The organism is Thermoanaerobaculia bacterium, assembly GCA_035717485.1.
Taxonomy (GTDB): domain Bacteria; phylum Acidobacteriota; class Thermoanaerobaculia; order UBA5066; family DATFVB01; genus DATFVB01.
This window is the reverse complement of record DASTIQ010000035.1, coordinates 1-23,256: the sequence shown is the minus strand read 5'-3', so window position 1 is coordinate 23,256 and position 23,256 is coordinate 1. Positions and strand designations below refer to the sequence as shown.

Here is a 23,256-nt window from a genome sequence, read left to right as displayed (position 1 = left end):
CGCTCCTCGCCATCGAGAACGGCTCCCAGGCGGCGCTCATGGCGCCGACGGAGATCCTCGCCGAGCAGCACGCCGATACCATCGGCGGCTGGCTCCAGGGAACCGGCTACCGCCTCGCCCTCCTGACCGGGAGAACGCCCGCCGCCGCGCGCCGCGAGCTCGGGTCGGCGCTCCGGGCGGGGGAGATCGACTTCCTCATCGGGACGCACGCGCTCATCGAGGAGCCGGTTCGCTTCGCCCGTCTCGGTCTGGTCGTCGTCGACGAGCAGCATCGATTCGGGGTCGAGCACCGGGCGAGGCTCTCGAAGAAGGGCGCCCGCCCTCACGTCCTCGTCCTCTCGGCGACGCCGATTCCCCGGTCGCTCGCGTGGACGATCTTCGGGGACCTCGACGTCACTCGTCTCCGGGAAAAGCCGGCCGGCCGCGCGCCGGTGCGCACGTTCCTGCGGGAGCCGGAGCGCCGCGACGCCGTCTTCCGGTTCCTCGCGGAGCGGCTCGCGGCCGGCGAGCGCGCCTACGTCGTCGTTCCGGCGATCGAAGAATCGGACCGCGACGTCGCCGCCGTCGAAAAGACGGCCGCGGAGGTGGGGCGGGCGATTCCCTCCGCCCGCGTCGCGACTCTCCATGGCCGGTACCCGCCCGACCGCCGGCGCGACGCGATGGCGGCGTTCGCGAAGGGGGAGGCCAACGTCCTCGTCGCGACGACCGTGATCGAGGTCGGGATCGACGTTCCCGAGGCGACGCTGATGGTCGTCGAGAACGCCGACCGCTTCGGGCTCTCGCAGCTCCACCAGCTCCGCGGCCGGATCGGCCGGAGCTCCCGTCCCTCCTGGTGCATCCTCTTCGTGTCGGAGGACGCGGCGCCGGAGGCCCGGGATCGGCTCGCCGTCCTCGAGAGGAGCTCGGACGGATTCGCGATCGCCGAGAAGGATCTCGCGCTCCGCGGGCCGGGCGATCTGCTCGGAGCCCGCCAGTCCGGTCTCCCGGCGTTTCGCGTGGCCGACCCCGCGCGGGACGCGGCGATCCTCCCGGAAGTGCGCGACTCCGTCCGGGCGCGCCGCGCCCGCGGCGAGACCGCCGCGAGCGACCTCTTCCCGGCGGGCCCCGCCGGGGCGGCTGTGATACAAACCGCGAACCCATGAAGATCGCCGTCACGGGAGGCACCGGGTTCGTCGGCGGTTACGTCGTCAACGAGCTGCTGCGCCGCGGGCACGAGGTCCGGGTCGTCGCGCGGCGCCCCGACGAGGCGCGCTCCCGTTTCAACCGGCCGGTCCCGGCCGAACCCGGAAGCGTCTCCGACGTCGATTCGCTCCGCCGCGCGTTCGCCGGAGTCGACGCGATCGTCCATCTGGTGGGCATCATCAACGAATCGGAGGGGGTTTCCTTCGACGCCGTCCACCGCCAGGGGACCGAGAACGTCGTCGCCGCGGCCAGGACGGCGGGGGCGCGCCGGCTCGTCCACATGTCGGCGATGGGGTCGGCTCCGGACGCCCCTTCCGAGTACAGCCGCACGAAGGCGGCGGGGGAGGAGGCGGCCCGGCGCTCCGGTCTCGAGGCGACCGTCTTCCGTCCGTCGATCATCTTCGGGCCGGGGGACGGGTTCGTGACGCTCCTCGCCAGGATCGTGCGCGCCAATCCCGGATTCATTCCGGTGATCGGCCCGGGAACGGTCCGTTTCATGCCCGTTTCGGTCCGGGAGGTGGCGCGCGTGTTCGCCGACGCTTTCGACAAGGCCGAGTCGATCGGAAAGGTCTTCGAGGTGGGCGGCCCCGAAACGCTCACGATGAACGAGATCTACCGGGAGATCGCGGCCGCGGTCGGGAAGCCGCGAAAACCGCTCGTCCATTTCCCGCTCTGGTACGGGCGCATCCTCGCCGCGGCGATGGCCGTGCTCCCGGATCCGCCGCTGACCGCGGACCAGCTTCGCTCGCTTTCGCGCGACAACGTCGGCGACATCTCCGCGACGACGGCCGTCTTCGGACCTCCCGCGACGCGGTTCGCCGACGGAATCCGCGAGTACGTCCACGCGAAATCCCGACACGACCCGCGGATCGGCATCTGACCGGGCGCGCATCCTCGCGCTCCGCATCCCGATTCGGATAGTCTTTCCCCGAATGCAACCGATCGTCGTCGTCATCCTGATCGCGGTCGTCCTGTTCGCGATCTCGTTCCACGAATCCGCGCACGCGTGGATGGCGCTGAAGTTCGGCGACCCGACGGCGCGCGACCTCGGCCGCATCTCGCTCAACCCGCTCCACCACATCGATCCGTTCGGCACGGTGCTCCTGCCGATGATCCTGATCCTCATGCACCAGCCGCCGTTCGGGTACGCGAAGCCGACGCCGGTGAACCTGCGCAATACACGAAATCCCCGCCTCGCGAACTTCTGGGTGTCCGCCGCGGGGCCCCTCTCGAACCTGCTCATCGTCGTGGTGAGCGCGGCGCTCCTCGTCGCGATCGGGAAATTCGATCCCTCGATGGCTCTCGGAGCCTTCCGGGAGCCCTCCGGAGCCGGCTTCCTCGCCCCGGTCGCGTACATCCTCGCGCAGCTCGTGCTCCTGAATCTGGTGCTCGGCATCTTCAACCTGATCCCGGTGCCGCCGATGGACGGCAGCGGCATCCTCTTTTCGATCCTCGGCCGGCGCGGCCTGGCGATCGAGATGTTCTTCCACCGCTATTCGTTCGTGATGTTCATCCTCATCATGCTGCTCGTGTACTCGGGCTTCTTCAGCCTGATCCTCGGCCCCGCCGTCAACCTGGTGTACGCGGTGATCCGGGGGGCGATCCTGTGAGCGAGAGCGCCGGGCACGGCCCCGCTCCGTCGCTCCCGCCGGTCGAACTCGACCAGTTCTCCGGGCCGCTCGACCTGCTGCTCCATCTCATCCGCAAGAACGAGGTGTCGATCACCGACATCCCGATCGCCGAGATCACCGAGCAGTACACGTCGTATCTCGACCTGATGCGGGAGCTCGATCTCGACGTCGCGGCGGAGTACGTCTACCTCGCCGCCGTCCTGATCCACATCAAGTCGAAGTTCCTCCTTCCCCGCGACCCCGACCACCCCGAGGAAGACCCGCGCCAGGACCTCGTCGCGCGCCTCCTCGAATACGAGAAGTTCAAGCGGGCCGCCGAAGGGTTCCACGAGATCGACACGGAGCGGGCCGGGCTGTGGCCGCGCCCCGAGGCCGCGCCGCCCGGCGCGGATCCCGACGCGGCGCCCCCGACTCTCGAAGTCTCCCTCGCGGACCTCGTGGGGACGTTCCGGATCGTGCTCGACCGGTACCGCTTCGCGCACCCGGCGTCCCTCGAGATCCACCATCCCCGCTTCTCGCTCCGCGAGAAGATGATCGAGCTGGTCGGACGCGTCGAAGAGCGGGGAACGCTTCCCCTCCTCGAGCTCCTCGGGACGTTCCGCTACCGGACCGAGGCGATCACGACGTTCCTCGCGGCGCTCGAGCTCACGCGGATCGCGGTGCTCCGCATCTTCCAGCCGGCCCCGTTCGCCGAGATCCACGTCTCGCGGACGGACCGGGAATTCCACGTTTCGGAGATTCAGGACGTGTACCATGACTGAAGACGTTCGTGACGAAGCCGTCGAGCGCCTGCAGCCCGCGCTCGAGGCCCTGCTGTTCTCTTCGGGAAAGCCGGTTCCCGTCGAGAGCTTCGTCGAGATGCTCGAGGTCGGGTCCGACGTCGTCGAGCGGGCGCTCCTCGCGATGGCCGAACGGATCAATGGCGAAGGGCGCGGCATCCGCCTCGAGGCGGTCGGCGGCGGCTGGCGCTTCGTCACGCGGCCGGAGTTCGACGGCCTCCTGCGGCGCTATTTCGAAGTGTCGGAGCGGAGCCGGCTGTCCCTCGCGGCGCTCGAGACGCTCGCGATCATCGCGTACCGGCAGCCGATCACGGCGCCCGAGATCTCCGAGCTCCGCGGCGTGAACTCGTCGGCCGTGCTCAAGACGCTCTTCGACAAGAAGCTCATCACGACGGCGGGGAAGAAGCCGGTCGTCGGCACGCCGTTCTTCTACAAGACGACGAAGGAATTCCTCGTGCGCTTCGGCTTGAACGATCTCGCCGAGCTGCCGAAGCCCGAAGAGATCGACGAAGACCTCGCTGCCGAAGACGAGGGGCCCGCGCCCCTGACCCTGGTGCCTCCGATCCCGGAAGGGACCGCGGAGCTTTCCGCGGAGGATCCCGCCGGCGCGGACGCCGGGGAGCCGGCGGCGCCCTCCGGTTCCGCCGAGGAGGGCTCGTCTCCGTCTCCGGAGCAGCCCGAGCCGACCGAGCCGGTCGGCCGTTCATGAGCGCCGAGAGGCTCCAGAAGATCATCGCCGCCGCCGGCCTCTGTTCGCGCCGCGAAGCCGAGGAGTGGATCTCCGAAGGCCGGGTGCTCGTCAACGGCAAGAGGGCCTCTCTCGGCCAGAAGGCGGATCCGGCGATCGACGCGATCCGCGTCGACGGAAAGGTGCTCCGCCCGCCCGACACTCGCGGCCCGCGGCGTTACGTCCTCCTCCACAAGCCCAAGGGATACGTCTCGACGACGAACGATCCCCAGGGAAGGCCGACCGTTCTCGATCTCGTCCCGGCCGCGCTCCGGCGCGGCTTGAAACCGGTCGGCCGTCTGGACACGGCCTCGGAGGGCCTGATCCTCCTGACCGACGACGGGGATTTCTCGCAGGCCGTTTCCCATCCCTCGAGGGGCGTCGCCAAGGAATACCGCGTCAAGGTGTGGGGCGAGCCGGCGGAGAAGTCGATCGAGCGGCTCCGGCGGGGGATCGCGCTCGAGGGCCGGCGGACGGCGCCGGCGGAGATCTCCCGCCATCATTCGACGGGTCGCCGCGGCGAGGAAGGGAATACCTGGTACACCGTCGTTCTGCACGAAGGGCGCAGCCGGCAGATCCGGCGGATGTTCGAGGCCATCGGGCATCCGGTCTCGAAGCTCTCGCGCGTCGCGATCGGGCCGGTCCGGGACCCGAAACTTCCCGCCGGCGCGTTCCGGAAGCTGACGGACGCGGAGATCCGGAAGCTCCTGAAGCAGGCTCCGGAAAAATGAATCCGGGCGGCGTGTCGACAGTCTTGCGGACCGTTCGCAGGATCGATCGATGTGGGAGACGGGAACCATTCGCGCCGGCGGATGAAGCGGGAACGGCGAGACTCGCGCCACCCGAGGGTTGCGGCGCCGGGGAGCCTTCTTCCGGACCCCGCTCGAAATGACCCGGGTGATCGCGATCGACGGCCCTTCGGGCGCCGGAAAGTCGACGGTCGCGCGGATGGTGGCGGCGCGGCTCGGCCTGCCTTACCTCGACACGGGCGCGATGTACCGGGCGGTCGGCCTCCTCGCCTCTCGCCGGGGAATTCCCCTTCCGATTCCCGAGCCGGCCGCGGTCGCCCGCCTGGCCGATGCCGCCGCGATCGACCTCTCCACCTCCCCGGACGGCACCACGGTGTGGCTGGACGGCGAGGACGTGTCCGCGGCGATCCGCGAACCCCGGATATCCCTTTATGCTTCTGCTGTTTCCGCGATTCCCGAGGTGCGCCGCCGTCTCGTTTCTCGCCAGAGGGAAATCGGGCTCGCGCGAGGCGGCGTCGTCGAGGGGCGAGACATCGGCACGAAGGTCTTCCCGGAGACCCCTTTCAAGTTCTTCCTGACCGCCGACGAGCACGAACGGGCCCGGCGCCGCCACGAGGAGCTCCGCCGGCGCGGTGTCGAGGAACCGTACGAGAAGGTCCTGGAGGAGATGCGCACCCGCGACCGGGACGACTCCGCCCGTCCCGACTCCCCGCTCTCCCGGGATTCGACCTACGAGCTGCTCGAAAGCGACGGGGTCGGACCGGAGGAAATCGCCCGGCGAATCCTCGCCCGGGTGGAGGCCGGCGGCCCCCCGAGGTCTTGACTCGCCCTCGAGAAGCGGGGTAAATTTGCTTTTTGGAAATCAAAGATTTAGGGGGCACGAAAATCAATTGAAGGAGTCCAAAGACCAGCCGATGGAAACCGAGACTGAACTGAGCGCGGCCGAATACGAGAGCCTGATCGCCCAGTACGAGGACACTCTCAAGAATCTCCAGGAAGGGCAGATCATCCGGGGCCGCGTGATCCAGGTCACGCCGTCGGAAGTGATCGTCGACATCGGGTACAAGTCGGAAGGGGTCATTTCGATCGCCGAGTTCACCGACTACGAAGGGCACGTCACCGTCGCCGTCAACGACCGGATCGACGTCCTGCTCGAATCGACCGAGGACCAGAACGGCTACGTCGTCCTGTCCAAGGACAAAGCCGAGAAGATGCGGGTCTGGGACGACGTGGAGAAGGCGTTCCGCGAGGGCACGAACGTGCGCGGCCGCATCATCGACCGGATCAAGGGAGGCCTCGCCGTCGACATCGGCGTCAAGGCGTTCCTTCCCGGCTCGCTGGTCGACACCAAGCCCGTGAAGAACCTCGACTTCCTGCGCGGCAAGGAGTTCGAGTTCAAGGTCATCTCGGTCGACAAGAAGCGGGGGAACATCGTCCTCTCGCGCAAGGCCGTCATCGAGGTCGAGCAGGAAGCCAAGAAGCGCGAGACGCTCGCCCAGCTCGAGGAGGGGCGCGTGCTCCGCGGCACCGTCAAGAACCTCACCGACTACGGCGCTTTCGTCGATCTCGGGGGCCTCGACGGCCTCCTCCACGTCACCGACATCTCCTGGGGACGGATCAACCATCCGTCGGACGTCCTCAAGGTCGGGGACGAGATCGACGTCGTCGTGCTGAAGTTCGACAAGGAGACCGAGCGGGTTTCGCTCGGCACGAAGCAGCTCACCGCGGACCCGTGGGAGCAGGTGCCGGAAAAGTACCCGGTCGGTTCCCGCGTCTCCGGCCGCGTCACGAACGTCACGGACTACGGCGCCTTCGTCGAGCTGGAGCAGGGGATCGAGGGCCTGATCCACGTCTCCGAGATGTCCTGGTCGAAGAAGATGAAGAATCCCTCGAAGGTCGTCTCGGTCGGCGACACGGTCGAGGCGATCATCTCCGACGTCAATACCGATACGCGGCGGATCTCGCTGTCGCTCAAGAACACGCTCCCCGATCCCTGGGAAGGGGTCGCCGAGAAGTACGCCATCGGCACCGAGATCACCGGCAAGGTGCGCAACCTCACCGACTTCGGCGCGTTCGTCGAGATCGAGGAGGGCGTCGACGGCCTGATCCACGTTTCGGACATGTCGTGGACGAAGCGGATCAAGCACCCCTCCGAGGTCCTCAAGAAAGGGGACGAGGTCCGGGCGACGATCACGCACATCGATCCGGAGAACCGCCGGATCTCCCTCTCGATCAAGGAATTCATGCCCAACGAGTGGGAGGAGTTCAAGAAGAAGCACCAGGTCGGCTCGGTGATCGAGGGGACGGTCACGCGCATCGCGGACTTCGGCGTGTTCGTGAACATCGACGGCATGGTCGAGGGCCTGATGCACGTGTCGGAAACCCCGCTCGCCCGCGGCCAGAAGCCCCAGGACCACTACGCCGAGGGGCAGAAGGTGCGTGCCACGATCCTGCGGATCGAGGACGACGAGATGAAGGTGGGTCTCTCCTCCCGCGAGGTCGCGGCCGCCGAGGCTTCCCCGGCGCCCGCCGAGGGGGGAGAGGCACCCAAGAAGAAGCGGTCGCGCAAGAAGACCGAGACGGACGAAGAGTGAGATGACGAAAGCGGAGCTGATCGAGAAGGTCCTGACCGCGGCGGATCTCAACAAGAAGGAGGCGGAGGCCGCCGTCGAGGCGTTCTTCGACTCGATCATCCAGTCCCTCCGGGAAGGGGAGAAGATCGAGCTCCGCGGTTTCGGCTCGTTCCGGCTGCGCTCGCGCGGAGCCCGCGTCGGCCGGAATCCGAAGACCGGGGAAAAGGTCCAGGTCCCCGCCAAGCGCATCCCGTATTTCAAGCCGGGAAAAGAGCTCAAGGAACTGATCAACCGGTGACCTTCGGGTCGGCGGGCGGCGGATGGAGACCCTCTTCGCTCCGTGGCGTCTGAGCTATCTCGTGTCGGAGAAGGCGCCCGGCTGCATCTTCTGTGACGCGCTCCGGGGCGAGGACGACGTCGAGACGCTCGTCGTTCACCGCGGTGATCGCGTCTTTTCGATGCTGAACCGCTACCCCTACGCGAACGGCCACGTGATGGTCGCGCCGGTCGCCCACGAGGCGCGGCTGTTCGAGAGCGACGGCGCCACGCTCGCCGAGCTCATCGAGGAGGTCTCGCGGACCCAGGAGGTCCTCGCGCGGCTCTACCGCCCCGCCGGATTCAACGTCGGCGCGAACTTCGGCCGGGCGGGCGGCGCCGGGATCGCGGACCACTACCACTTCCACGTCGTTCCCCGCTGGGACGGGGACACGAACTTCATGACGGTCACCGGCGAGACGCGGGTCGTTCCCGAGGAGCTGCCGCAGACGCGGCGCGCGGTGGCGGCGGGTTTCGAGGCGCTCGCCCGGAGCTCGAGGTGAGCCGCGCGGAGCCGGGGGCGGCGGAGGCGCGCCGCGGCACTCCGGCGGCCCGCGGAAACCTCTTCGTCGCGCTGCTCCTCGCCTGGCTGTTCCCCGGGCTCGGCCACGCGTATCTCGGAAAGCGCGGAACGGCGCTCCTGTACGCCGCGATCGTCACCGCCGCGTTCCTGCTCGGGCTCGGCTACCACGGCAAGCTCTACGTCCGCGAGCCGGAGCATCCGCTGACGCTCCTGGCCACCTTCGCGTGCTACGGCGCGGGCCTCCTGAACATCGGGGCGCGGCTGCTGATCGAGAACACGGCGGGGAACATCCTCTCGCCGACCTTCGAATACGGCTGCGCGTTCATCCTGACCGCGGGAATGATGAACCTCCTGCTGATGCTCGACGCGTACGACATCTTCACGGGGGCCAAGAGCTGAGCATGCCCGCCGACCATTTCCTCGCGCTCGTCCTCTACGCGCTCCTGACCGCGGCCTTCTTCGCGCTGCTCTGGCGCTCCGGCCGCCGGGAACGGTGGCGCTACTTCGTCTTCGTCCTCCTCACGATGCTCGTCGGCGCGATTGCGGCGGGATGGGCGATGTACCCGCTCCCGCCGCATCCCTGACGGGCGGCCGATGAAGGTGTTCGTTTCGGCGGGCGAGACCTCCGGGGATCGTCTCGGGGCTTCTCTGGTCCGCGAGCTCGGCCGGCGCCGCCCCGGGCTCTCGTTCTTCGGAATGGGAGGGGAGCGCATGGAGAAGGAGGGCGTCGTCCGCGTCGCGGACTCCGCGGAGATCTCCGTCGTCGGGCTCTTCGAGGTGATCGGCAAGCTCCCCGCCGTCTGGAGGACCGCCCGGCGTCTCGAGCGGGCGGCGATCCGGGAGCGCCCGGCCGCCGCGATCCTGATCGACTTTCCCGACTTTCACCTGCGGCTGGGCCGTCGCCTCGCGCGCCGCGGCGTCCCGGTCGTGTATTACGTCTCGCCGCAGGTGTGGGCATGGCGCTCCGGGCGGGTGAAGGGAATGAAGGCGTTCGTGCGGCGGATGATCACGCTCTTCCCGTTCGAGACCGAGATCTACCGGCGCGCGGGGATCGACGCGGTGTGCGCCGGGCATCCGATCGCAGACGAGGTGGAGGAACGCCTGAGGACCGATCCGCCCGTGCCGCGCCGCCCGGGAAGGCAGCGGATCGCCGTCATGCCGGGAAGCCGCGCCGGCGAAGTGCGCCGGCACTGGCCGATCCTGCGCGACGCCGCGCGCCGCCTCGCGGCGGAACGGGCCGCGGACGTGGTCGTCGTCCCGGCGCCGGGCGTCGCCGACGCTCTCTTTCCCGGGGCGGAAGAGGCGGGGATGACCTTCCACCGGGGCGATCCGGAACCGCTCCTCGCGGCCTCGGACGTGCTCCTCGTCTCCTCCGGGACGTCGACCCTCCAGGGCGCGCTCTGCGGCGTGCCGATGGTCGTCGTCTACCGGACCTCGGCCGCGACGATGGCGCTCGCGCGCCGCCTCGTGAAGACTCCCCACATCGCCCTCGCCAACATCGTCGCCGGAGAGCGGGTCGTTCCCGAGCTCGTCCAGGAGGAGGCGACCGTCGAGGGCGTCCGGCGCGAGGCCGCCCGCTTCCTCGACTCCTCCGACGCCGCGGACGCCGTCCGTCGCCGCTGGGCGGAGGTCCGGGAGAAGCTCGGGCCGAGGGGGGCGTCCGCGCGCGCCGCGGAAGCCGTCCTCGAGGTGCTCCCGGCGTGACCGTTCTCCGCCGTCTGCTCCGTTACCTCGCCCCGTACCGCGGGAAGGTCGCCGCGGCGCTCGCCGCGATGGTCGTCGTCGCGATGTCGACCGGGGCGCTCGTTTTCTTCTTCCGCTCGCTCTTCGACGACGTCCTCACGCCCGCGGGGGGGACGCGTCCGACCGAGGCGGTCTCGCCCCTCGCCCGGAGCTCGCACGGGGCCGTGATGCGCGCCCTCGACGCGGCGTACGGCGCGTTCAAGGCGGGGCTCGTCGCGCGCGGAATACCCCTCTGGGCCGCGGTTCCCGCCCTCCTCCTCCTGGCGCTCGTCCTCAAGAACGTGTTTTCGTACCTTTCCGAGTACGAGTTCAACGGCGTCGGCCTCTCGATGGTGCGCGATCTGCGGGCCGACGCCTACGACCATCTCGTCCGCCAGTCCGCCGGCTTCTACTCGCGGGCGACGACGGGAGACCTGATGAGCCGTCTCCTCGGCGACGTCGAGCTGATCCAGGGGGCGTTCGGAACCCGGATCGCCGATCTCTTCCAGGGGGTGCTGACGATCGCGGTCATGCTCGCGTACGTCCTCTCCCTCAACCGGACGCTGACGTTTTTCGCCCTCGTCGTCGCGCCGCTGCTCCTCTGGCCGGTCGTCGAGATCTCGCGGCGCCTCCGCACCACGACCTTCTCCTCCCGGGAACGGATGGGCGAGATCGGCGAGATCCTCCAGGAGACGATCCGGGGACACCGCATCGTCAAGACGTACGGGATGGAAGGATTCGAGTCGGCGCGCTTCCGCCACGCGAACCAGCGGTACTTCCGCGTGAACCTCAGGACGATCCGGATCCAGGCGATCTCGTCGCCGTTGATGGAGATCCTCTCCGGCACCGGGTTGACCCTGCTCTTCGTCTACGCGGCCCGGAGGATCTCGGCCGGCACGATGACGGCCGGCGACTTCCTGTCGTTCCTGATCGCGCTCCTGACGATGTACACGCCGATCAAGAACGTCACGAAGGTGAACCTGTCGCTGCAGCAGGCGATCTCGTCGTCGGCCCGGATCTTCGAGCTGATGGACCGGGAAAACGAGATCCGCGAGGCGCCGGGAGCGCCGGACCTCCCGCCGATATCCCGGGGGATCCGCTTCGAGGGCGTGTCGTTCCGCTACGGCGACGCGGACGTCGTGCACGGGGTCACCTTCGAGATCCCGGCGGGGCGCACCATCGCCCTGGTGGGGCCGTCGGGGGCCGGAAAGACCACTCTCGCCAATCTCCTGCCACGCCTGTACGATCCGGCCGGTGGACGCATCACGATCGACGGCACCGACATCCGCTCCGTCACCCTCGCCTCGCTCCGCGGACAGATGGCGCTCGTGACCCAGGAGATGCTCCTCTTCAACGGGACGGCGCGCTCGAACATCGCCTACGGGCGCGCGGACGCGACGGACGAAGCGGTCGCCGAGGCGGCCCGGCGCGCGCGCGCGGACGGGTTCCTGGGGGCGCTCCCCGAGGGCTACGACACGCCGGTGGGGGAGGACGCGGGCCGCCTCTCGGGCGGCCAGCGCCAGCGCCTGTCGATCGCGCGAGCCTTCTTCAAGAACGCCCCGATCCTGATCCTCGACGAGGCCACCTCCCAGCTCGACGCCGAGTCGGAGGCCGCGGTCGCCGAAGCCCTCGCGACGCTGATGGTGGGAAAGACGACCCTCGTCATCGCGCATCGCCTTTCGACGGTTCGGCGGGCCGACCGGATCGTGGTCCTCGACGAAGGCCGGGTCGTGGACCAGGGGACCCACGCGGAGCTCCTCGGGCGGGGCGGCCTCTATCGCCGTCTGTACGAGATGCAGTTCCGGGACGGCGAGCCGCGCGTCGCGGAGGCTTCCGCGTGAGCATCCGCAGCATGACCGGCTTCGGCCGCGCGCACGGCGTCGTGGGGGAGTGGAGCGTCGACGTCGCGATCCGGACCGTCAACCACCGCTTCCTGGATCTCAACGTCCGGCTGCGCGAGGAGCACGCCGACCTCGAGCCCGCGATCCGTCGCGCGGTTTCCCGGCGGATCGCCCGCGGGAAGGCGGACGTGACGGTCCGCCTCCGCCGCCTGCAGGAGCCCGCGCACGAGATCACGATCAACGAATCGCTGCTGGAAGGACTGCTCGCGCGATTCGCGGCGCTCGCCGCGAAATTTCCCATCGGCGGCCGCCTCGAGGTGCGCGACCTCCTCACGGTCCCCCAGGTCGTCCATGTCGAGGGCGCGGCCGAGACGCTGGAGACCGACGCCGTCGAGCAGATCGCGGCGATCGCTTCTCACGCGGCGGCGGAGGCGACCCGGATGCGGGAGGCCGAGGGGGCGCTCCTCGCGGCGGACCTCCTCGAACGCGTCGGATTCCTGCGCGAAAGGCTCGGCCGGATCGCGGAGGCGCGCCGGGACATCCTCGAACGGCTGCACGCGTCCCTGAAGGAACGCCTCGCCGGGCTCTTCGCGGACACGCCGCTCGACTCGGGCCGGCTCGAGCAGGAAGCGGTCGTCCTCGCGGAACGCTCGGACGTGGCCGAGGAGGTGACGCGGCTCGACTCCCACCTCGACCAGTTCCGCGACCTGCTCGCGCGCGCGTCGGAGCCGGTCGGGAAGAAACTCGACTTCCTGACCCAGGAGATCCAGCGGGAGATCAACACGATCGGCTCCAAGTGCCGGGACCTCGCGGTGACCCGCGACGTCATCGACATGAAGAGCGAGACCGAGAAGATCCGCGAACAGGTGCAGAACCTCGAATGAGCGAGATCGCCGCCGGCGACCTCTTCATCGTGTCCTCGCCGTCGGGAGGCGGGAAGACGACGCTCATCTCCCGTCTCCTCACGCGCCATTCCGGCGACCTTCATTTCTCGGTATCCCACACGACGCGGGCGCGGCGCAACGGGGAGGAGGACAGCCGCGAATACCACTTCGTGACCGCGAAGGACTTCCGCGGGATGATCGGGCGAGACGATTTCCTGGAATGGGCGGAGGTCCACGGGAACCTCTACGGCACGGCGCGAAGGGAGGTCCTTCCGCGGCTCCTCGCCGGCCAGGACGTGATCCTCGACATCGACGTCCAGGGCGTTCGGCAGGTCAAGGGAAAGTACCCCGGCTCGATCGCCATCTTCATCCTCCCCCCTTCGGCCGCCGAGCTTTCCCGGCGGCTCCGGGCACGGGGGCTCGACGACGAGGGGCAGATCGAGAAGCGGCTGGCCAACGCGGCCCGGGAGATCGACGAGGTCTCCCAGTACGACTATGCTATTATCAACGACGACCTTGAGCGGGCCCTCGGCTCGCTCGAGGCGATCGTGTCCGCGGCGCGGTCGCGCCCGGCGCGGATGAAAGACCAGCTCGAGCGGATTCGCAAACAGTTTCGATAGAGGGGAGTTCCCGTGATCCAGAACCTGCCCGAAGGCGTCGACAGCAAGTTTCGAATGGTGATCCTGCTCGCGCGGCGCGCCGAGCAGCTGATGCGCGGCGCCCGTCCCAAGATGGAGACGGAGACGCCCGTCAAGCCCACCCGGCTCGCGGCCGGCGAATTCGAGAAGAACATGATCCGGTGGGACTTCGGACCGGAGGGCGGGTCGCTCCCGACCGATACCGAAGAGACTCCGGAACCGGTCGAGACCGAAGAGTCCTGATCGCCGCCCGGCGGCCGCCCCGGACGGCGGCGCGCCCGCGGCGCGGGGACGGGCCTGAATGAAAATCATCCTCGGCGTCTCCGGCAGCATCGCGGCGTTCAAGGCCGCCGACGTCGTCCGACGCCTCCGGGAGCGCGGCGACGAAGTTCGGGTCGTCTTCTCGAAGAGCGCCGGGAAATTCGTCGCCCCGCTCACGTTCTCCGTCCTCTCGGGCAATCCCGTCCTCTCCGACATGTTCGCCCCCTCCGCCGCGGTGGAGCACGTCGCGCTCGCCGGCTGGGCGGAGCTCCTTCTCGTCGCTCCCGCTTCCGCGGACGCGATCGCGAAGCTCGCCCACGGCATCGCCGACGACCCCCTGGCGACCTACGCCCTCTCGCATGGCGGCCCGATCGTGCTCGCTCCCGCGATGGAGAGCGCGATGTGGGAGCATCCCGCGGTCGCGGAGAACGTGCGGGTGCTCCGATCCCGGGGCGTCCGTTTCGTGGGCCCCGTCTCGGGACCCCTCGCCTCCGGCCGGGCCGGGGTCGGCCGGATGGCCGAGCCCGAGGAGATCGTGGAGGCCGCGATCTTTCGTTCCGCCGCCGACCTCGCGGGCACGAAGGTGCTCGTCACCGCGGGACCGACGCGCGAGCCGATCGATCCGGTGCGCTTCGTCTCGAACCGGTCGTCCGGAAGGATGGGGCACGCCCTCGCGGAGCGCGCCCGCGCGCGCGGCGCGGAGGTCGTCCTCCTCACCGGGTCGGATCGCCCGGTTCCCCCCGGAGTCGAGGCCGTCCGGTTCGAGACGGCGGGGGATCTCAAGAGCCTGCTCGACGCGCGGTTCGACGCGTGCGACGTCCTCGTGATGGCCGCCGCCGTCGCCGACTTCGTTCCGGAGAAGGCGCCTCGGCGCCTGCACCGGTCGGACGGACCCCGGAGCCTCGCGCTTTCGCCGGGCGAGGATCTCCTCGCCTCCGTCGCGGCCCGCAAGGGTTCGCGGATCGTCGTGGCCTTCGCCGCCGAGGCGGGCGACGGACAGGAAGAGCGCGCCCGCCGCAAGCTCGCCGCCAAGCACGCCGACTGGATCGTCTGGAACGACGTCGGGCGCGAGGGCGTCGGGTTCGAATCGGACGACAACGAGGTCGTGCTCCTCTCCGCCACGGGGCAGCGCGTCGAGGTCTCCCGCCGGCCCAAGAAAGAGATCGCGGACAAGATCTGGGACGCGGTATCCTCGACGCTGTCGTGGCGGACGATCCCCGCAAAAATCTAGAGGAGATCCGGTTCTTCCGGGACCTCGGCATCCGGGAGATCTATCTCGACGTCGCGGCCGGCGCCGTTCGCGCCTCGCCGCCTCCGCCGCCCCGGCCGGCTTCCCCGCGGCCTCCCGCCGGCGCCCCTCCCGGAACCGACGCCGTCCCGACGAATCCCGCGGCGCGTCCGATCGTTCCCGCGGATTTCCCGACGCTGGAGGCGCTCGCCGGATTCACGGCCGGCTGCCCGCGCTGCAAGCTCTCGTCGAGGCGGACGCACCTGGTCTTCGGCCAGGGGAACCCTCGCGCCGCCCTCATGTTCGTCGGCGAAGCGCCGGGGGCGGACGAGGACGCGCAGGGCCTCGCGTTCGTGGGGCGCGCGGGACAGCTCCTCACGAAGATCATCGAGGCGATCGGCCTGACCCGGGACGACGTCTTCATCGCCAACGTCCTGAAGTGCCGGCCCCCGGAGAACCGGAACCCCGAACCCGACGAGGTCGCGGCCTGCCTGCCGTACCTCCGCGAGCAGATCCGGCTCATCGCGCCGCGGATCATCGTGACCCTCGGAACGTTCGCGACCCAGGCGATCCTCGAGAGCGAGCTCTCGATCGGCCGATTGCGGGGGCGATTCCATCCGCTCGGGCCCGTGCGGGTCATGCCGACGTACCATCCCGCGTTCCTGCTGCGCAGCCCGGAGAGGAAGAAGGACGTGTGGGAGGACATGAAGAAGGTGAGGGAGGCGCTCCGGGAATAGCGGGCGCCCGATGCATCGAGCGATCCGGGACGATCCGGTCCGCGGGCGGCGCTCGACGTACGCGTCGGGCCGCGATCGCGCGGCGGGCTCGCGTCTCGACGGCCGTCGAGTCAGCGTCGCCGATTTAGTACACGAAACCCGCCCTCGGGGCGCCTCGACTCGAGACCGCCCACGGTCGAGCCTGGGGACTCGCGACTTTCGACACTCGACCATAGAAAAGGGGAGGCTCTCGCCTCCCCGGTATTCCGATCGTCGGAGCGTTCCGTTCGCTACTTTCCGATCCCGATCGGGAAGTGGCTCGCCGCGCCCATGAAGAACAGCATGGCGACCGACATCCAGGCGTTGGCTCGCGATGCCAGGAATGCGCGACGCGCCCAGGCGGGCATCTCGGCAGGCGGCGCGGCGCCGGACTCCGCCTGCGCGCGCGTCGCGGCGATGATCTTCTTCTGGAGCGGCCAGATGATCATCCAGACGTTCATGAACATGATGATCCCCATTCCGCCGCCGAGCGCGATGGAGAGGACCTTCCAGGACGTGTTCGCCGACGAGTGCACCTTCCAGAGGACGACGCTCATCACGACGAGCAGGAGGAGATAAGCGGCGAAGGTCGCCCGGCCGTCCTTCTTGAAGGCGGTGAAGAGCCACGTTCCGACGACGAACGTCGCGACGACCACGACGAGCCAGACCCAGAAAAACGCCGGAAGACCGTGCGATTCGCTCGTCACCGTCGACATGTGCAGCGCGAGTCCGGCGACGACCGTCCAGAACGCGCCCCACCGGAACCACCAGAGCGCCTTCGGCATCAGGTTCGGCACGACCTTCCCCTTCGTCGCCGCGTCGAGCTCTTTCATGAACTTCACGTTGACGAGATTGAAGAAGTAGAGCATGCCGATCCACGTGATTCCCGCCAGGAAATGGAGCCACCGGAGCAGGAAGAGGACGTTGGTCATGGGGTCTTGAGGCCACATCGGGCGTTCCCTCCTTCTCTCGTTGAACGGCCCGGAGGACGTCCGGGCGAGTGCGCGGAGAATATCCTGCCCGGCCGCCGTGTTTCAATAATGACGACGGCACTTTTCTTGCAGTCGCAGCCGTCTTCGGACCATTCGAGCGCACCCGTCGGAAAGCGGAATTTCCGGCGGTGCTCCGTCGGTCCGCCGGCATGCCCGGACCGGAATCCCCGGGCGCGGTGACTTTCTCGAGAAAGGAGAAAACATGGCAATCCAGGCGAAGAACTTCGATCACCTCGTCGGCAAGCTCGATGGCTTCTCGGAGCGGCAGCTGACGCAGCACTTCGGCCTCTATCAGGGCTACGTGAAGAAGCTGAACGAAGTCCGCGACAAGATCGCGGCGATCCCCTACGATCAGCGCGTCGCGAAATCGAACTTCTCGTACGGCGAATACGCCGAGCTCCGCCGACGCGAGGCGACTCCCTACAACGGGGTGTACCTGCACGAACTGTACTTCGAGAACCTGGGGGCGGCCGCGCGCGAGGCGAAGCCTTCGGGAGACGTCCGGAAAGCCGTCGAAAGCGCGTTCGGCTCGATCTCGAACTGGGAGAGCGATCTCGAGGCGTGCGGCACCACCGCGACCAACGGCTGGGTGCTTTTGACGTGGGACGACCGGGACCGTATGCTCCATCACAATCAGGTGTTCGAGCACGCCGACCGGATGATGGTCGGCCTCCGCCCGATCCTGGCCCTCGACACCTGGGAGCACGCGTTCATGATCGACTACGGGACGGACAAGACGTCGTACATGAAAGCGTTCCTGAGGAACGTGAATTGGCAGAAGGTGAACGAACGGTTCGAGAGCGTTTCGAGGGAAGCCGCCGCCCACGCGTGATCCCGCGCTTCCCGTCCGCTCGTCGCCGCGGCGGGCTTCGGCTCGCCGCTTTTTTGTGCGGCGCCTTCGCGCTCTCGGGCGCCTGCCGCCGCGGACCCGAGGTCCGGATCGTCCGCGAGCGCGGTCCCGCGGCCCCCGCGCCGGTCCCCCCCTCGCCGATTCCGAAGGACGTCGCGCTGACGACGGGGGAGGCGCAGGCCGTCCGGTCCTTCCTCGCGCAGCATCCCGGATGGCAGCTCGCCTCCGACTCGGACGCGCGCCCCTCCGACGACGCGGACGACATGACGCCGCTCTACGGCGTCTACCATCCGTACTTCGTGCGCGGCGATCTCGACGACGACGGCGTCCAGGATTTCGTGACGGCGTTCGTCGACCGCGGGAAGCCGGCGGCCGCTCCGTGGTTCACCGTCGTCGTCTTTCCGGGAGACGGCCGCGGAGGATTCCGCCCGCCGGAGGTCATCGAGAGCGAGATTTCGCTCCAGCGAGGAGATCTCTCCGTCGACCGCGACGCGATCGTCATCACCCCCGACCTCGCCGAGGACGACACGACGCGGCGGTACCGGTGGGATTCGCGGAAGCGCCGGTTCGAGTACGTGACCGGGGATTCGTCGTCGACGCCGGACCAGGCGCCCTCCACCCGCATCTAGATCGGCCGGCGCGATCGATCGAGCGACGGCGCGCGGGCGGAAAAGAAAGGGATTCGCGCCGCCGGAGCGGAAAGCCCGAACCGCGGCGGCCGGGCGGTAACGGGGATAATCCCGGGATGCCCGCTCGCGTCTCCGTCGCGTTTCCTCTGCCGCTGCGGCGCGCGTTCACGTACGCCGTGCCGGCGGCGCATCGCGAGGGTCGGCTCCTCGGGTGCCGCGTGACGGCGCCGCTCGGAGGGAGAACGCTCTCCGGGGTCGTCGTCGAAGAGGATCCCCGGGACCCGGAAGCGCACGCCCTCCGGGAGCTGTCCGCCGTCCTCGACGAGGAGCCCGCCGTCGAGGGGGAGCTCCTCGAGACGACCCGGGCGCTCGCGGACCGATTCTTCTGCTCCTGGGGCGAGCTCCTCCGGGCCGCGCTTCCCGCCGGCCTTCCGCGGGGCGAGGCGACCCGCTACGAGGCGACCGCGAAAGGCGCGGCGAGCCTCGCCGGCGCGGATCCGGAGGGTCGGGCGATCCTGGAAATGCTCCTCGAGCGGGGCCGGGCGGACGGCGCGCTCCTCGCGGCGCTCGGCCCCGGGTCGCGGGAACGCCTGCGGGAGCTCGAAGGGCGAGGATGGGTCCGGACGCTCGCGACCCCGGTGCGAAGGGCGCGCCGGCAGGCGGTGTATTCCCTGGCCGGCGACGCCGCGGGTCGCTCCGCCCTCGCCGGCCGTTCCGCGAAGGGGCGCGAAGCGCTGCGCCACATGGAGGTCCTCGGACGGCCGGCGCTCGCCGAGGAGCTCCGCGCCGCGGGATTCTCGGCAGCCCTCATGCGCCGGCTCGCGGCGCGCGGAGCGGTCTCGGCCGGCGAGCAGGAGCGTGCGGTCGAGGACGACTCGCCGATCCCGCCGCGGCCGGAGGCGACGATCACCCTCTCTCCCGATCAGGAAGCGGCGCTCTCGGAAATCCACGGGGCGCTCGACGCGCGTCGTTTCGCACCGATGCTCCTCTTCGGGGTGACCGGAAGCGGCAAGACGGAGGTGTATCTGCGGGCGATCGCGCGGGCGCGCGCGAGCGGCCGCGGCGCGATCTGGCTCGTTCCCGAGATCGCGTTGACCCCCGTCTTCGCCCGCCGCCTCGGGGCGCGCTTCGGCGACGACGCGGTCGTGCTCCATTCGGCGATCGGCGAGTCGCGGCGCGCGCGGGCGTGGCAGGAAATGCGGCTCGGCCGGGCGCGAATCGTGATCGGCCCGCGGTCGGCGGTGTTCGCGCCGATCGCCGACATCGGCGTCGTCGTCGTCGACGAGGAGCACGACGGCTCCTACAAGCAGCAGGATCCACCGCGTTACGACGCCCGCGACGCGGCGGCGCTTCGAGCCCAGGCGCACGGGGCCGTTCTCCTCCTGGGCTCCGCCACGCCGGCCATGGAGACGTGGCAGGCGAGCGAAGAGGGAAAGATCCGGCGTCTCGCGATGCCGGAGCGGATCGAACGCCGCCCGCTCCCGGAAGTTCGAATCGTGGATCTCCGCCGCGAGACCGCGCTCCCGGAGGAGAAGGGGGTGCCGCTCTTCTCGCGGGCGCTCGTCGATCTCCTCGAGGGGGTCTTCGCGCGCCGCGAACAGGCGATCCTTCTCGCCCCGCGGCGCGGGTACGCGCCGTTCCTTCTCTGCCGCGCCTGCGGCCACGCGTTCCCGTGCTCCCGGTGCAGCGTGTCCTCCGTCGTCCACCGCCGCGACGGGGCGCTCCGCTGCCACTACTGCGGCTCGCGCCGGCCCATCCCGTCGCGGTGCGACGCCTGCGGCGGCCGGCATCTCGAGGCGATCGGGGCGGGAACCGAGCGCGCCGCGGAGCGCTTCGCCGCGCTCTTTCCGTCCGTCCCGTTCGCGGTCCTCGACTCGGACACCGCGCGCCGGCGGGGCGGGGCGGCGGCGGTCGTCGCGTCCATGGAAAACGGGGAGGTTCGGGCGCTGATCGGCACCCAGATGGTCGCCAAGGGGCACCACTTCCCGGAGGTGACGGCGATCGGCGTCCTGTCGGCCGATACGATCCTGAATTTTCCCGATTTTCGCGCCGCGGAAAAGACGTTCCAGCTGCTCGCTCAGGTCGCGGGTCGGTCCGGCCGCGGGGAGCGGCCCGGAACGGTCCTCGTCCAGACGTTCCATCCGGAGAACGGAGCGATCCGGGCCGCTCTCGCGCACGACGTCGCCGCGTTCGCGCGCGGGGAGCTGGAGTTTCGCCGGACGTTCTTCTACCCCCCCTTCTGCGAAATGGCCGAGGTCCTGGTCTCGGCCGCCGAACGGGGACGGGCCGCCGAGGTCGCGGCGGAAATCGCCTCGGCGCTCGGCGGCGACGAGGCGGTCCGGGTGACGGCGGCCGCGCCGGCTCCGCTCGAGCGGATCGCCGGCAAGTGGCGCTACCAGGTGCTCGTACGCTCCCGGAGCCGGCGCGCGGTCCTGGCGGCGCTCGCCCGCGCCGTTCCCGAATCGCCCCCGCCGGGCGCGTCGGTCGCGGTGGACGTCGACCCCCGGAACCTCATGTAGATCGACGCCGCTCATCCCGGGGTCGAGGCGGTTGCCGCCCCCTCGCCGTCCCGGGGATTGGATCAGCGGTATCGACGGGAAGGAAAAGGCTTACGGCCGGAAGCCTCTCCCGAGGATAAGATCGGGCGGTGCAATCCGAAGAATCGCAGTTCGAGGAGCCGATCGTCCGGCTCCGGCGCCGCCTCGAGGAGCTCGAGGCGCTCCCGGACGACGGTTCCCACCGCCGCGAAATCCAGAAGCTCCAGGAGCGCATCGAGCGCACGACCCAGGAGATCTATTCGAGCCTCACCCCGTGGCAGAAGACGCTCGTCGCCCGACATCCCCAGCGCCCGTATCCGCTCGACTACATCCAGGCGCTGACGCGCGACTTCGTCGAGATCCACGGCGACCGGCGATTCTCCGACGACGAGGCGATCGTGGCGGGGCTGGCGGTCTTCGGAGACCGGCCGATCGCGGTCATCGGCCATCAGAAAGGGCGCGACACGAAGGAGAAGATCCGCCGGAATTTCGGGATGCCCCGGCCGGACGGATACCGCAAGGCCCTGCGCGTGATGAAGCTCGCGGAGAAATTCCGGCGGCCGGTCCTGACGCTGATCGACACCTCCGGCGCGTACCCGGGCATCGACGCCGAGGAGCGCGGGCAGGCGGAGGCGATCGCGACGAACATCTTCGAGATGACGCGGCTGGCCGTCCCGATCGTCGTCGCGGTGACGGGCGAGGGGGGTTCGGGAGGGGCGCTGGCGCTCGGAGTCGGGGACCGGATCCTCATGCTCGAGCATTCGGTCTACTCCGTCATCTCGCCGGAAGGATGCGCGGCGATCCTCTGGAAGGACGCCGCCCGCAAGAAGGACGCCGCGGAAGCGATGAAGATCACGTCGGGTGACCTCAAGGGCCTCGGCGTGATCGACGAGATCATTCCCGAGCCCGCGGGCGGCGCGCACGCGGATCCCGGGGCCGCCGCCCAGGCGCTCGGCGAAGCCGTCTCGCGGGCGTTCGACGAGCTCTCCGCGGTCTCCCCGGCGGATCTGCTCGCCGCGCGGTACGCGAAGTTCCGCGGAATGGGATGGTTCGAGACGATCGGATGACGGGCCCCGGCCCGGGCGCCGCCGACAATCGAGGAGAGCCCGCACCGGACGACACCCGCTGGGTCGCCGCGGCGATCGACCCCGACGCCGTGGGGCGCCTCGTCTCGGACGGCGTTCCGGAGGCGATCGCGCGCGTCCTCGCCGCCCGCGGGTTCGACGGGGCCGCGGCCCGGGACTTCCTCTCTCCGTCGCTCGACCGGGCTCCCGATCCGTTCGCGATGAAGGGAATGGAGGCGGCCGTCGACGCGCTCGTCTCGACGGCCCGGCGCGGCGAGCGAATCGTGATCTTCGGCGACTACGACGTGGACGGCGTCACGGCGGTCGCCCAGCTGCGCGCCGTCTTTCGCGCGCTCGGCGCCGACGCCGTGCCGTTCCTTCCGCACCGCGTTCGCGACGGGTACGGATTGAAGCCCGAGACGTTTCGAAAGGTGTTCGCGGAGCACCGTCCGCGGGCGATCGTCACCGTGGACTGCGGCATCACCGCCGTCGAAGCCGTCGCCGAGGCGGCCCGGGCCGGCGTCGCGGTCGTGATCACGGACCATCACCTTCCTCCCGACGTCCTGCCGGCCGGGGCGGCGGTCGTCAACCCGAAGCAGCCCGGATGCGGGTATCCGTTCAAGGACCTCTGCGGCGCGGGGATCGCGTTCAAGATCGCGCAGGCGATCATCCGCCGGGAACGGCTGACCCTCTCCGAGAGGTCGCTCGCCAAGGTCGCGGCGCTGGGGACGATCGCCGACATCGTGCCGCTCGTCGGGGAGAACCGCGCGATCGTCGCCGAGGGGCTCGCGGCGCTGTCCGATCCGCGCGCGCCGGGGTTGAAGGCGCTGCTGGCGGAAGCGGGCATCGCCGGACGCGCGCCGACGTCGGAGGAGGTCGCATTCCGCGTGGGACCGCGCCTGAACGCCGCGGGACGGCTCGACACCGCCGACCTCGCCCTGTCGGTCTTCGAAGAGCGCGACTCCGGGCGCGCGGCCGGAATCGCCCGCGAGCTCTCGGAACGCAACACCGAGCGACAGGGGCACGAGAGGCGGGTCGTCGCGGAGGCGAGGCGCCGGGTGCTCGAGTCGGGAGAAGCGCCCGACGGGATCGTCATCGAGGCGGAAGCCGGCTGGCCGCGCGGCGTCCTCGGGATCGCCGCGTCGCGCCTCGCCCGCGAGTTCCGTTGCCCCGTCTTCCTTTTCGCCCTCGACGGAGAGCGCGCGGTCGGATCGGGGCGGAGCATTCCCGGCCTCTCCCTGCACGAGGCGCTCTCGGAGATCCGGGAGCATTTCGTCGAGTTCGGGGGCCACGCGCAGGCGTGCGGCGGCGCCGTCGAGGCGGGTCGGTTCGCCGGTTTCCGGGAGCGCGCCCGCGCGCTCTTCCGGGAGCGGCTC

General features: G+C 69.8%; 25 protein-coding genes. 24 read left to right on the top strand and 1 reads right to left on the bottom strand.

What is annotated here, in order from left to right; translation table 11 throughout:
• The 19 genes from VFS34_01695 to VFS34_01605 form a co-directional block, all read left to right on the top strand.
• On the top strand, nt 1-1,142 hold a 1,142-nt coding region (locus tag VFS34_01695; protein ID HET9793146.1), incomplete at its 5' end, for a helicase-related protein.
• Nucleotides 1,139-2,062, top strand: a complete 924-nt coding sequence (locus tag VFS34_01690) for a complex I NDUFA9 subunit family protein (protein ID HET9793145.1) — start codon at nt 1,139-1,141, stop codon at nt 2,060-2,062. The genes VFS34_01695 and VFS34_01690, both read left to right, overlap by 4 nt.
• Before the next feature lie 52 nt (nt 2,063-2,114).
• Entirely contained in the window at nt 2,115-2,792 is a 678-nt protein-coding gene (locus VFS34_01685) for a site-2 protease family protein (GenBank protein HET9793144.1), read from the top strand.
• Nucleotides 2,789-3,574: a segregation/condensation protein A gene (locus VFS34_01680; protein HET9793143.1), complete on the top strand. Its 786-nt coding sequence runs from the start codon at nt 2,789-2,791 to the stop codon at nt 3,572-3,574. Before VFS34_01685 ends, VFS34_01680 begins: the two co-directional genes overlap by 4 nt.
• Nucleotides 3,567-4,301, top strand: coding sequence for an SMC-Scp complex subunit ScpB (gene scpB, locus VFS34_01675; protein HET9793142.1), 735 nt, complete (start codon nt 3,567-3,569; stop codon nt 4,299-4,301). The genes VFS34_01680 and scpB overlap by 8 nt, the downstream gene beginning before the upstream one ends.
• Entirely contained in the window at nt 4,298-5,050 is a 753-nt protein-coding gene (locus VFS34_01670; protein ID HET9793141.1) for a pseudouridine synthase, read from the top strand. Before scpB ends, VFS34_01670 begins: the two co-directional genes overlap by 4 nt.
• A 157-nt stretch (nt 5,051-5,207) precedes the next feature.
• Nucleotides 5,208-5,891, top strand: a complete 684-nt coding sequence (gene cmk, locus VFS34_01665; protein ID HET9793140.1) for a (d)CMP kinase — start codon at nt 5,208-5,210, stop codon at nt 5,889-5,891.
• A gap of 67 nt (nt 5,892-5,958) precedes the next feature.
• The gene (locus VFS34_01660; protein ID HET9793139.1) at nt 5,959-7,662 is read left to right on the top strand and encodes a 30S ribosomal protein S1; all 1,704 of its coding nucleotides are present in this window, start codon (nt 5,959-5,961) and stop codon (nt 7,660-7,662) included.
• A 1-nt stretch (nt 7,663) separates the two neighbouring features.
• Nucleotides 7,664-7,939, top strand: coding sequence for an integration host factor subunit beta (locus VFS34_01655; GenBank protein HET9793138.1), 276 nt, complete (start codon nt 7,664-7,666; stop codon nt 7,937-7,939).
• A 22-nt stretch (nt 7,940-7,961) separates the two neighbouring features.
• The gene (locus VFS34_01650) at nt 7,962-8,459 is read left to right on the top strand and encodes an HIT domain-containing protein (protein ID HET9793137.1); all 498 of its coding nucleotides are present in this window, start codon (nt 7,962-7,964) and stop codon (nt 8,457-8,459) included.
• The gene (locus VFS34_01645) at nt 8,456-8,878 is read left to right on the top strand and encodes a DUF6677 family protein (protein ID HET9793136.1); all 423 of its coding nucleotides are present in this window, start codon (nt 8,456-8,458) and stop codon (nt 8,876-8,878) included. The genes VFS34_01650 and VFS34_01645 overlap by 4 nt, the downstream gene beginning before the upstream one ends.
• Nucleotides 8,879-8,880: 2 nt before the next feature.
• A complete protein-coding gene (locus VFS34_01640; GenBank protein ID HET9793135.1) occupies nt 8,881-9,063 on the top strand; it encodes a hypothetical protein in 183 nt (60 codons plus the stop codon).
• Nucleotides 9,064-9,073: 10 nt separating this feature from the next.
• Complete coding sequence (lpxB, locus tag VFS34_01635) at nt 9,074-10,183, top strand: lipid-A-disaccharide synthase (GenBank protein ID HET9793134.1); 1,110 nt, start codon at nt 9,074-9,076, stop codon at nt 10,181-10,183.
• Entirely contained in the window at nt 10,180-12,042 is a 1,863-nt protein-coding gene (locus VFS34_01630; GenBank protein HET9793133.1) for an ABC transporter ATP-binding protein, read from the top strand. The genes lpxB and VFS34_01630 overlap by 4 nt, the downstream gene beginning before the upstream one ends.
• On the top strand, nt 12,039-12,926 hold the full coding sequence (locus VFS34_01625) for a YicC/YloC family endoribonuclease (GenBank protein HET9793132.1): 888 nt from the start codon (nt 12,039-12,041) through the stop codon (nt 12,924-12,926). Before VFS34_01630 ends, VFS34_01625 begins: the two co-directional genes overlap by 4 nt.
• Nucleotides 12,923-13,546 carry a guanylate kinase gene (gene gmk, locus VFS34_01620; protein HET9793131.1) on the top strand — a complete coding sequence of 208 codons (624 nt, stop codon included), beginning with the start codon at nt 12,923-12,925 and terminating at the stop codon, nt 13,544-13,546. Before VFS34_01625 ends, gmk begins: the two co-directional genes overlap by 4 nt.
• Before the next feature lie 12 nt (nt 13,547-13,558).
• Nucleotides 13,559-13,807 carry a DNA-directed RNA polymerase subunit omega gene (gene rpoZ / locus VFS34_01615; protein ID HET9793130.1) on the top strand — a complete coding sequence of 83 codons (249 nt, stop codon included), beginning with the start codon at nt 13,559-13,561 and terminating at the stop codon, nt 13,805-13,807.
• Between the two features lie 58 nt (nt 13,808-13,865).
• The gene (gene coaBC, locus VFS34_01610) at nt 13,866-15,056 is read left to right on the top strand and encodes a bifunctional phosphopantothenoylcysteine decarboxylase/phosphopantothenate--cysteine ligase CoaBC (protein HET9793129.1); all 1,191 of its coding nucleotides are present in this window, start codon (nt 13,866-13,868) and stop codon (nt 15,054-15,056) included.
• Nucleotides 15,029-15,790: a uracil-DNA glycosylase gene (locus VFS34_01605; protein ID HET9793128.1), complete on the top strand. Its 762-nt coding sequence runs from the start codon at nt 15,029-15,031 to the stop codon at nt 15,788-15,790. Before coaBC ends, VFS34_01605 begins: the two co-directional genes overlap by 28 nt.
• 269 nt (nt 15,791-16,059) lie before the next feature.
• Here VFS34_01605 and VFS34_01600 read toward each other — a convergent pair whose 3' ends face one another.
• Nucleotides 16,060-16,740 (bottom strand): urate hydroxylase PuuD, encoded by a 681-nt coding sequence (locus VFS34_01600; GenBank protein ID HET9793127.1) that lies wholly within the window; start codon nt 16,738-16,740, stop codon nt 16,060-16,062.
• A gap of 262 nt (nt 16,741-17,002) precedes the next feature.
• Here VFS34_01600 and VFS34_01595 point away from each other — a divergent pair, with 262 nt between their 5' ends.
• The 5 genes from VFS34_01595 to recJ form a co-directional block, all read left to right on the top strand.
• Nucleotides 17,003-17,632 (top strand): superoxide dismutase, encoded by a 630-nt coding sequence (locus VFS34_01595; protein ID HET9793126.1) that lies wholly within the window; start codon nt 17,003-17,005, stop codon nt 17,630-17,632.
• The gene (locus VFS34_01590; protein ID HET9793125.1) at nt 17,629-18,279 is read left to right on the top strand and encodes a hypothetical protein; all 651 of its coding nucleotides are present in this window, start codon (nt 17,629-17,631) and stop codon (nt 18,277-18,279) included. Before VFS34_01595 ends, VFS34_01590 begins: the two co-directional genes overlap by 4 nt.
• Nucleotides 18,280-18,395: 116 nt before the next feature.
• On the top strand, nt 18,396-20,798 hold the full coding sequence (priA, locus tag VFS34_01585) for a primosomal protein N' (protein HET9793124.1): 2,403 nt from the start codon (nt 18,396-18,398) through the stop codon (nt 20,796-20,798).
• Nucleotides 20,799-20,926: 128 nt separating this feature from the next.
• The gene (locus VFS34_01580) at nt 20,927-21,883 is read left to right on the top strand and encodes an acetyl-CoA carboxylase carboxyltransferase subunit alpha (protein ID HET9793123.1); all 957 of its coding nucleotides are present in this window, start codon (nt 20,927-20,929) and stop codon (nt 21,881-21,883) included.
• Nucleotides 21,880-23,256 (top strand): single-stranded-DNA-specific exonuclease RecJ (recJ, locus tag VFS34_01575; GenBank protein ID HET9793122.1); only part of this gene is annotated, 1,377 nt, incomplete at its 3' end. The genes VFS34_01580 and recJ, both read left to right, overlap by 4 nt.

What these genes read in the sequence shown, in the direction of transcription:
- VFS34_01685 (HET9793144.1), top strand. Translation starts at nt 2,115, where the DNA reads ATGCAACCGATCGTCGTCGTCATCCTGATCGCGGTCGTCCTGTTCGCG.
- priA (HET9793124.1), top strand. Translation starts at nt 18,396, where the DNA reads ATGCCCGCTCGCGTCTCCGTCGCGTTTCCTCTGCCGCTGCGGCGCGCG.
- VFS34_01600 (HET9793127.1), bottom strand. Translation starts at nt 16,740, where the DNA reads ATGACCAACGTCCTCTTCCTGCTCCGGTGGCTCCATTTCCTGGCGGGA.
- VFS34_01650 (HET9793137.1), top strand. Translation starts at nt 7,962, where the DNA reads ATGGAGACCCTCTTCGCTCCGTGGCGTCTGAGCTATCTCGTGTCGGAG.
- VFS34_01655 (HET9793138.1), top strand. Translation starts at nt 7,664, where the DNA reads ATGACGAAAGCGGAGCTGATCGAGAAGGTCCTGACCGCGGCGGATCTC.
- lpxB (HET9793134.1), top strand. Translation starts at nt 9,074, where the DNA reads ATGAAGGTGTTCGTTTCGGCGGGCGAGACCTCCGGGGATCGTCTCGGG.
- coaBC (HET9793129.1), top strand. Translation starts at nt 13,866, where the DNA reads ATGAAAATCATCCTCGGCGTCTCCGGCAGCATCGCGGCGTTCAAGGCC.
- cmk (HET9793140.1), top strand. Translation starts at nt 5,208, where the DNA reads ATGACCCGGGTGATCGCGATCGACGGCCCTTCGGGCGCCGGAAAGTCG.
- VFS34_01690 (HET9793145.1), top strand. Translation starts at nt 1,139, where the DNA reads ATGAAGATCGCCGTCACGGGAGGCACCGGGTTCGTCGGCGGTTACGTC.
- scpB (HET9793142.1), top strand. Translation starts at nt 3,567, where the DNA reads ATGACTGAAGACGTTCGTGACGAAGCCGTCGAGCGCCTGCAGCCCGCG.
- VFS34_01640 (HET9793135.1), top strand. Translation starts at nt 8,881, where the DNA reads ATGCCCGCCGACCATTTCCTCGCGCTCGTCCTCTACGCGCTCCTGACC.
- gmk (HET9793131.1), top strand. Translation starts at nt 12,923, where the DNA reads ATGAGCGAGATCGCCGCCGGCGACCTCTTCATCGTGTCCTCGCCGTCG.
- VFS34_01670 (HET9793141.1), top strand. Translation starts at nt 4,298, where the DNA reads ATGAGCGCCGAGAGGCTCCAGAAGATCATCGCCGCCGCCGGCCTCTGT.
- VFS34_01595 (HET9793126.1), top strand. Translation starts at nt 17,003, where the DNA reads ATGGCAATCCAGGCGAAGAACTTCGATCACCTCGTCGGCAAGCTCGAT.